Annotated in this window: 4 protein-coding genes and 1 pseudogene; 2 read left to right on the forward strand and 3 right to left on the reverse strand. The window is 36.9% G+C overall.

All coding sequences use genetic code 11. The features are described from left to right. Both F6K40_RS38350 and F6K40_RS38355 read left to right on the forward strand, forming a co-directional pair. Positions 1-1,350 (forward strand): annotated as a pseudogene (locus F6K40_RS38350) (tetratricopeptide repeat protein); the annotation flags it as partial. A gap of 24 nt (positions 1,351-1,374) precedes the next feature. After that, entirely contained in the window at positions 1,375-1,548 is a 174-nt protein-coding gene (locus F6K40_RS38355; RefSeq protein WP_293144984.1) for a hypothetical protein, read from the forward strand. A gap of 702 nt (positions 1,549-2,250) precedes the next feature. Here F6K40_RS38355 and F6K40_RS38360 read toward each other — a convergent pair. From F6K40_RS38360 to F6K40_RS38370, 3 genes are all read right to left on the reverse strand, one after another. Further along, positions 2,251-4,278: a sensor histidine kinase gene (locus F6K40_RS38360; protein ID WP_293144987.1), complete on the reverse strand. Its 2,028-nt coding sequence runs from the start codon at positions 4,276-4,278 to the stop codon at positions 2,251-2,253. A 155-nt stretch (positions 4,279-4,433) separates the two neighbouring features. Continuing rightward, positions 4,434-4,970, reverse strand: coding sequence for a Uma2 family endonuclease (locus F6K40_RS38365; RefSeq protein WP_293144990.1), 537 nt, complete (start codon positions 4,968-4,970; stop codon positions 4,434-4,436). A gap of 44 nt (positions 4,971-5,014) precedes the next feature. Beyond that, complete coding sequence (locus F6K40_RS38370; RefSeq protein ID WP_365674251.1) at positions 5,015-5,455, reverse strand: zinc ribbon domain-containing protein; 441 nt, start codon at positions 5,453-5,455, stop codon at positions 5,015-5,017. Positions 5,456-5,546: the final 91 nt, after the last annotated feature.

Raw genomic sequence — 5,546 nt, forward strand, 5'->3', positions numbered from 1 at the left:
GGGAGATACACAGAGGCGGAACCTCTCTATCAAGAGTCCTTAGCTATCAGAAAAGAAAAATTAGGAGATAATCACCCCGATGTGGCAACGAGTCTGAATAATCTGGCAGTGCTTTACCAGTCTCAAGGGAGATATACAGAAGCGGAACCTCTCTATAAAGAGTCCTTAGCTATCACAAAGGAAAAATTAGGAGATAATCACCCCAATGTGGCACAGAGTCTGAACAATCTGGCAGGACTTTACGAATCTCAAGGGAGATACACAGAAGCGGAACCTCTCTATCAAGAGTCCTTAGCTATCTGGAAGGAAAAATTAGGAGATAATCACCCTTATGTGGCAACGAGTCTGGACAATCTGGCATTGCTTTACCAGTCTCAAGGGAGATACACAGAAGCGGAACCTCTCTATAAAAATTCCTTAGCTATCAGAAAGGAAAAATTGGGAGATAATCACCCCGATGTGGCAACGAGTCTGAACAATCTGGCAGGACTTTACCAGTCTCAAGGGAGATATACAGAAGCGGAACCTCTCTATAAAGAGTCCTTAGCTATCACAAAGGAAAAATTGGGAGATAATCACCCCGATGTGGCAGAGAGTCTGAACAATCTGGCAGGACTTTACAAATCTCAAGGGAGATACACAGAAGCGGAACCTCTCTATCAAGAGTCCTTAGCTATCTGGAAGGAAAAATTAGGAGACAATCACCCCGATGTGGCAACGAGTCTGAACAATCTGGCAGGACTTTACGAATCTCAAGGGAGATACACAGAAGCGGAACCTCTCTATCAAGAGTCCTTAGCTATCGGAAAAGAAAAATTAGGAGATAATCACCCCGATGTGGCAACGAGTCTGAACAATCTGGCAGGACTTTACAAATCTCAAGGGAGATACACAGAGGCGGAACCTCTCTATCAAGAGTCCTTAGCTATCAGAAAAGAAAAATTAGGAGATAATCACCCCGATGTGGCAACGAGTCTGAATAATCTGGCAGTGCTTTACCAGTCTCAAGAGAGATACACAGAAGCGGAACCTCTCTATAAAGAGTCCTTAGCTATCATAAAAGAAAAATTAGGAGATAATCACCCCTATGTCGCAATGAGTATGAGCAATCTGGCATTGCTTTACCAGTCTCAAGGGAGATACACAGAAGCCGAATCCCTCTATAAAAATTCCTTAGCTATCACAAAGGAAAAATTAGGAGACAATCACCCCAATGTGGCAGCAATTCTGAACAATCTGGCAGAACTGGACAGGCTAAAAGGGAGATAAACAGAAGCGGAACCTCTCTATATAGAGTCCTTAGCTATCAGAAAGGAAATATTAGGAGATAATCACCCAGTGAAGGCAACCAGATGGTAGCTTAGTTATCAGGGATTGAAAGCAGGAAAAGGACGCCCGGATGCCTTGCTCGAAATTCAGCGAGATTGGTTGCAAGAAGGAGAATATCAACATCCTTATTATTGGGCAAGTTTTATCTTTTCCGGGGATGGAACATCGATTGAATTAAATTCAAAAGTCAAAAGTCAAAAGTCAAAAGTTAGATGTTAGATTTAGGTTGGGTTTCGGGTCTCTCAACCCAACAACAGTCTTTCTCCCGTACGGACGTTTTTGCGCTTCGCATAACGAGTTAACGGCTAAGATCAGAAGTCAGAAGTCAGAAGTTATAGTGGCAGCTATATCACCCTCTTTCAGATTATTGATGCTTCATACTTTTACTTTTATTGGCTAATAGTTAAATCGCTCAAAGCTTTGACAAGTATAAGTTTCAGCCTTTTTTTATCAATATTTGATGTTTGATTTATTTATTGGCCAATAGTTAAATAGCTGAAAGCCTTGACAGATATAAGTTTCAGCCTTTTTTTATCAATATTTGATGTTTGATTTATTTATTGGCCAATAGTTAAATAGCTGAAAGCCTTGACAGATATAAGTTTCAGCCTTTTTTTTATCAATTATTAGCCAATATTTAAATCGCTCAAAGCCTTGGCAGGAATAAGTTTCAGCCTTTTTTGATTAAAGAAAGAAAAGATTGATGTTTGATTTATTTATTGGACAATAGTTGTAGAAGTATGAAGTACATAAAATGTATTTAACAATCTGTCGTAACGCACCGTTAGTCTAGTAGCAACGAAGTTTTAGTTAAATAGGAATTACGCAAAGAAACCCGGTTTCTACGAGAAATTCTTGTTTTTGACAATAAACATCTACGAGAAACCGGGTTTCTGGGTTCGCCTGCGTAAGTCCTGTTCTCTAGTTAATCGGAATCTCAATTAAAAGCTCTGTTCCCTCTCCTGGAGCAGAAATACAACTCAACTTTCCGTGATGTTCATCTACCACAATTGAATAGCTAATAGACAATCCTAAACCAGTCCCTGAACCGACAGGTTTAGTAGTCATAAAAGGATCAAAAATCTTGCTTTTAACTTCCTCTGTCATCCCACAACCATTATCAGCAATTTTAATTTTTATTGAATTATTATCTGTCACTTCAGTCTTAATCAAAATTTGCAGACTATCAGTTTTTTCCCCCTTAGTAATTGAAATTTCCAAAGCATCTATAGCATTTTCAATAATATTTAAAAATACCTGATTCAACTTACCAGGATGACAAGTAACTAGGGGCAAATTACCGTATTCTTTCACAAGCTGAATTTTGCTATTAGTTTGATTTCCTATTTTCTTTGAATCAGAGAAACGATGCTGCAAAATTGATAAAGTAGATTCAATATTTTCATGGATATCGACTGACTTTTTCCCTGATTCATCTAACCGCGAAAAAGTCCGCAGACTCCTAACAATATTACTAATTCTATCAGCGCCAGATTTCATTGAATTTAACAACTTATGTAAATCTTCCACCACGAATTCTATATCTATATCTGAGAGAATATCATTAACCAAAGGTGTAGGTTCAGGATATTCTCGCTCATAGACATTAATCACTTCTAATAACTCATAAAAGTATTGAAAAGCGTACTCAATATTCCCATAAATAAAACTCACAGGATTATTAAGTTCGTGAGCAATTCCTGCCACCATCCGTCCTAAACTTGACATTTTTTCAGTTTGAACTAATTGAGATTGAGTAGTCGAAAGTTGTTTTAATGTTATTTCTAATTGCTGCACTTGAAATTTAATTTTTTGCTCTCGATCTTCAAGTTTTTCAGCCATTAAATTGAACCCTTTAGCTAACTTATCTACTTCATCGTTATAGGTAATAGGAAGTCGCATTTTCAAATCGCCACTAGCTAACTCTTCCGTAGCATGAGTCACAGTAGCAATTCGACCTGCAATTAAATTTGAAACCAAATAACCCACAAGAATAGCTATTAGCGAACCTAGCAAAGATAATGAACCAATCAAAATCCAAAACTTTTGTTTTGTCGCTTCTAAATCTGTTATACAAGAGAGGATAACTAACTCTAATTCAGTAGCATCTAATCCTAATATAGTTATAGTTTTAGTAATGTAGAATCGAGAGCCAATTTTAATTTTTTTGAAGTTACTATGATATAATTCTTGAATTTTTTCATCAGAATAAGTGTAAGCTTTTGGAAAACTAGAAGCAATTATTTCTCCCTTGTGCAAAGCGATAATATCTTCACTTATTCCTCTAGTTGTTTCTGCAAGTAATTTATCGCTGACAGCTCTACCGATAATAATACCGCCAATAATTCCTCGATTAGATTTAACTGGTGCAGTTCCTATTAATATAGACGACGATACTGGTTTTTCTGTAGCAATGATACTAGAGAAATCCACCCCATTAATCACTTGTGAAATTGCGGTTTGATTAGCAATTTTTGTCTTGTAAAGTGTAGAGCTTCGCAAATCTGCTAACTGATTACCATTTTTATCTACAACCTGGATTAAATCTAGAGATAAATTCGTTCTTAAAGGTAATAATTCTTGTAAAATTGCTGTTCTATTTTTTAAAAGTAATGCTTTTTGAACTGTGGTTCCCTCCACCAGTAATTTAGCATCTACGTGCATTTCCTTGATTTCTTGTTGTAATTCTCGTAAAATCAAAGACCCAACATCTTTGACTTGTTGTACCTCCTTTTGTTCAGTATATCGAGTAAAGAAATAACCAATACTCAAGGTTCCAGAAATCCATATTCCCAGAAATACTAAAACAAATGGCAAACTAATTTTTTCTCTTAAAGGTAAATTTGGATAAGGGTTTAACTGAATATTTTTCCTTAATTCAATTAAAGGAAATAAACGTCTATTGAATACCTTTTTATTGATAATTGCTTGATTTTTAATCCCGCTCATTTTTCTATCACCTCATCAAACAGAAAAATACATATTAATAATAGTCTATATCCGATTCTAGGATACTCATCTGCTAATAGTCATCTGCTATTTGACAGAAAACTTTATCTTGTTCCGTGAGCGATCGCCTCAGGGTAACGAAGTTCTATCCCTACTTAATTTTCTCTATCAAATACTGCGGAAACTTTTAAGTTAATTAGCCTAAATCCAGGAGAAAATACTAAATCATTACCAGAAAAGCTGCCAATTTCTATATAACTTTTTCCTGTTAATTCTAAGACTAATATACTTTGAGTTTCTGGGTCAACAATCCAATATTCAGGAATACCACAATCTTGATATTGAATTCTCTTAGCAATATAATCTTTCTCTCTTTGTAACTCTCCAGAATTAACAACTTCAACAACTAATAAAGCAGGTGACATAGACAGGCGAATTGTATTTCGTTTTGATAATTGTTGAATATGTTCTTCTCGGATAATAGTCAGATCGGGATAGCGATTTTTAGGTTCACCTCTCACCTCTAATTCTAATCCTTGACTCCGGACTCTACGATGACCTAAAAGTAGGGCAAATTTCAGGAATAAAAAATTAGCAATCTCAACATTTAAACCTGATTCTTGAGGCACTTCAATTAATTCTCCATTAAATAATTCATAGAATTTTTCTGAATTATCATTGTATGTTGACATCCTCCCGACGCTGACCTGACGGTACAGCAAGGGATTCCCATCCATCAATCAAACAGACTCAACTGCTTGAAAAACTCAGGGGGGGTTGACACATCATTGGAGTCTGCTGATATAGTACCAGTCTTACGTTTCCTCCGTGTCCGTTTTTGTTTAGTCTCCGAATGCCCTTCGGCGACTATTGCCTCCTGCGGAGGAACTTCGTTAACAAAAAGTGATAGTTGATAGCGTAGCTCCTCCGCAGGAGGCACTGGATTTTCTACTGCTGTTTCAACCTTGGTTTTTGGCTGAACAACTTCTAAAATATTGATAGCAGCATTTACATCTCTGTCATGGAATGTGCCACAATTGAGACAAGTCCATTCTCTAACATTTAACTCTTTCTTGCCACCTTTAAACCCACAACAACTACATTTTTGAGAAGTGGGTTCCCATCTATTTATGACTCTAAACTCACGACCATATTTCTCGCACTTAGCCTGGCACAACTTGACCTGAGAACAACCTAACTGTACGCCCAGTTAATTTTCCAGGAATACTCACCCGCTCAATATATTCCTCAGCATCTTCTGCTTCTAC

Origin of the sequence: Okeania sp. SIO3I5, from assembly GCF_010672085.1 — a bacterium.
Classification (GTDB): Bacteria; Cyanobacteriota; Cyanobacteriia; order Cyanobacteriales; family Microcoleaceae; genus Trichodesmium.

What these genes read in the sequence shown, in the direction of transcription:
- F6K40_RS38365 (WP_293144990.1), bottom strand. Translation starts at nt 4,970, where the DNA reads ATGTCAACATACAATGATAATTCAGAAAAATTCTATGAATTATTTAAT.
- F6K40_RS38360 (WP_293144987.1), bottom strand. Translation starts at nt 4,278, where the DNA reads ATGAGCGGGATTAAAAATCAAGCAATTATCAATAAAAAGGTATTCAAT.